Source organism: Rhodococcus sp. P14, assembly GCF_000256505.1.
Taxonomy (GTDB): domain Bacteria; phylum Actinomycetota; class Actinomycetes; order Mycobacteriales; family Mycobacteriaceae; genus Rhodococcus; species Rhodococcus ruber.
Genome location: NZ_AJFC01000334.1, coordinates 1 through 3,067 on the forward strand (window position 1 = coordinate 1; position 3,067 = coordinate 3,067).

General features: G+C 71.0%; 3 protein-coding genes. All 3 read left to right on the forward strand.

The window, feature by feature from the left end; genetic code table 11:
* A partial coding sequence (locus OEY_RS0123975; protein ID WP_010596292.1) for a carotenoid oxygenase family protein occupies positions 1-704 on the forward strand: 704 nt, incomplete at its 5' end.
* Between the two features lie 10 nt (positions 705-714).
* Positions 715-1,656, forward strand: a complete 942-nt coding sequence (locus OEY_RS0123980) for a winged helix-turn-helix transcriptional regulator (RefSeq protein ID WP_192811087.1) — start codon at positions 715-717, stop codon at positions 1,654-1,656.
* Positions 1,657-1,696: 40 nt separating this feature from the next.
* Positions 1,697-3,067, forward strand: a 1,371-nt coding sequence (locus OEY_RS0123985; RefSeq protein ID WP_010596294.1) for an ABC transporter permease subunit, incomplete at its 3' end; no start/stop codon positions are given.

The following is a 3,067-nucleotide window of genomic DNA, read 5'->3' on the forward strand; positions in this document are numbered from 1 at the left end:
TGCGGCTCGGCGTCCTACCCCGGCGCGGCCGCCCGGACCAGATCGTCTGGTTCGACGCCGACCCGACCTACGTGCTGCACTGGACCAACGCCTACGAGGACGGCGACGAGATCGTGCTCGAGGGATTCCATCAGGAGACGCCGGAACCGCCGGACGACGGCACCGGAACGCTCTACCGGCGGCTGTTCCGTTCGCTGGCGCTCGACCGCATGGGCACCCACCTGCATCGCTGGCGGTTGAACCTGCGCACCGGTTCGCTCACCGAGGAGCGGCTGTCCGAGTCCGTCACCGAGTTCGGGATGATCAATCCGCATCACGGCGGCATCCGTCACCGCTACACCTACGCCGCGACGGGGGTGCCGGGCTGGTTCCTCTTCGACGGGCTCGTCAAACACGACGTGCAGACCGGAGCAGAGGAGCACTACTCGTTCGGCGAGGGCGTCTTCGGCAGCGAGACGGTGATGGCGCCCCGCACCGGGTCCGCGGGCGAGGACGACGGCTACCTGATCACGATCACCACCGACATGAACCGGGATCGGTCCGAATGCCTGGTCTTCGACGCACGGCGACCGGCGGACGGCCCGCTCGCGCGGATCGGGCTGCCCGAACGGGTCTCGAGCGGCACCCACTCGACGTGGGCGGCGGGTTCGGACCTGCCGGGGTGGCGGGACGCGGACCGGGCCGGCGACGTCCTGAACCTATGATCATGTGTCGATGGCAGGTTCCGGCACGGTCACCGAACTCGAGCCGGGCGGTGACAACGCGATCGCGGTCACCCTCGGCATCCTCGGCGACGAATGGAACCTGTGGATCCTGCGGTACGCGTTACAGGGCGACCGCCGCTACCGGGACTGGATCGAGCGGGGGGAGATCTCCAACGCGGTGCTGACCGCGCGGCTGACCCGCCTCACCGACGCGGAACTCTTCGAGCGGGTGCAGTACCAGGCGCGGCCGGCCCGGCACGAGTACCGATTGACGGCACGCGGCTACGGCATGTGGCCGGTCCTGCTCACCATGTGGGCGTGGGAGCAGCAGTGGGCGCCCGACCACAGGGGCCGGCTCCCGGCCCGCCGGCACACGGGCTGCGCCGCCCGGTTCACCCCGGTCCTCGTGTGCGGCCACTGCGACCGTCCCGTCGGCGCACCCGACGTCGAGGCGCAGCTCGGCCCCAGCGGGCAGTGGTCGCGGAGCGTGCCCGCGGCGACCGGGCGCCGCCGGTCCGGCCGCGCTCGCTCGCCCGAGATCCTGCCGCACACGATGGAACTGCTCGGCGACCGGTGGTCGGCGGCACTGCTCGGGGCGGCGTTCCTCGGCGCCACCCGCTACGGGCAGTTCGCCGAGCGCATGGGTGCGCCGCCGGCGGTGGTGGCCGGCCGGCTCCGGCGCTTCACCGAACTCGGCGTGCTCGAGGAACTGCCCAATCCCGCCCGCCCGGCATGGGTGACCTATCACCTGACCGACAAGGGGCGCGCGTTCTTCCCCGTCGTCGCCTGCATGATCGACTGGGGGCTGCGCTGGTTCCGCGCACCGGAGGGACCCGCGATCGTCCTGTGTCACCGCGAGTGCGACCACACCTTCACCCCTGTCCTGACGTGCAGTCACTGCGGGGAGCGGCTGCGGGCCTCCACGGTCTCGATCGAGCCGTCCGGCGGTTGACCCGCCCGTCCGGCGGCTCGATTCGGATTAGGCTCCCACCATGCCCGAATCCGTGATCGCGAAACGGAGCACCGTCGCGGCGCTGCTCCTGGCGGTGCTCCTGGCGCTGACTGCGACGGCCTGCTCGTCGGGGGGTGATCGACCGTCTGCTCCCCAGGATCTGTGTTCCCCGCCCGGAGTCGGCTCGGCGTCCGCGGCGCCGGCGAACCTGGACACGTCGGCCGCCGCCGCGGAGGACCGGTACACGACGCCGGACGTGGTGTCCCTGGACTCGGTCGACGTCGCGGGGCTGAACCTCGTCACCCCCGGCGTGCTCACCGTCGGCACGCTCTCCGACGCGCCACCGAGCATCTGCGTGAACTCGAGCGGCGAGTTCACGGGCTACGACAACGAACTGCTGAAGGCTGTCGCGGAGAAGCTCGGGCTGCGTGTGCAGTTCGTGGGCACCGAGTTCGCAGGCCTGCTCGCCCAGGTGGCCGGCCGGCGCTTCGACGTCGGCTCGTCGTCGATCACCACCACCGACGAACGGCGCCAGTTGGTCGGCTTCACCAACGGCTACGACTTCGGGTACTTCTCGCTGGTCGTGCAGAACGGCAGCCCGATCCGCGGGTTCGGCGACCTGAACGCCGCCACGCGCATCGGGGTCGTGCAGGGCACCGTGCAGGACGACTACGTCGTCAACACCCTCGGCCTCGATCCGGTGAAGTTCCCGGACTACAACACCGCCTACGCGAACCTGAAGACCGGCCAGATCGACGCGTGGGTGGCGCCGTCGCAGCAGGCCGAGGGCGCCATCGCCCCCGGCGATCCCACGTCGATCGTGCAGAACACCTTCAGCCTCAACAACTTCGTCGGCTGGGCCGTCGCGAGGGAGAACCAGCCGCTGATCGACGCCCTGAACTCCGGGCTCGACGCGGTGATCGCCGACGGCACCTGGGCCGAGCTGTACACCCGATGGGTGCCCCGGGAACTGCCCGAGGGCTGGAAGCCCGGCAGCAGGGCCGCGCCGGAACCGGACCTACCGGACTTCGCGGCGCTGGCCGCCGAGAACGCCGGCGAGGAACCGGGAGCGACGGCACCGAAGTCCACGCTCGAGCAGCTGCGCGAGACGTTCTTCTCCTGGGAGCTGTACCGGCACGCCTTCCCCGATCTGTTGAAGACCGGGTTGCCCAACACCCTGATCCTCGCCGTCACGTCGGGCGTCGCCGGGACGATCCTCGGGATGTTGCTCGCCATGGCCGGGATCTCCCGCACCCGCTGGCTGCGCTGGCCCGCCCGCGTCTACACCGACATCTTCCGGGGGCTGCCCGCCGTCGTGATCATCCTCCTCGTCGGCCTCGGTGCCGGACCGGTGGTGCAGGGCCTGACGGGCAACAACCCGTACTGGCTCCCCCCCCCCCCCCCCCCCCCC

What these genes read in the sequence shown, in the direction of transcription:
- OEY_RS0123980 (WP_192811087.1), top strand. Translation starts at nt 715, where the DNA reads ATGGCAGGTTCCGGCACGGTCACCGAACTCGAGCCGGGCGGTGACAAC.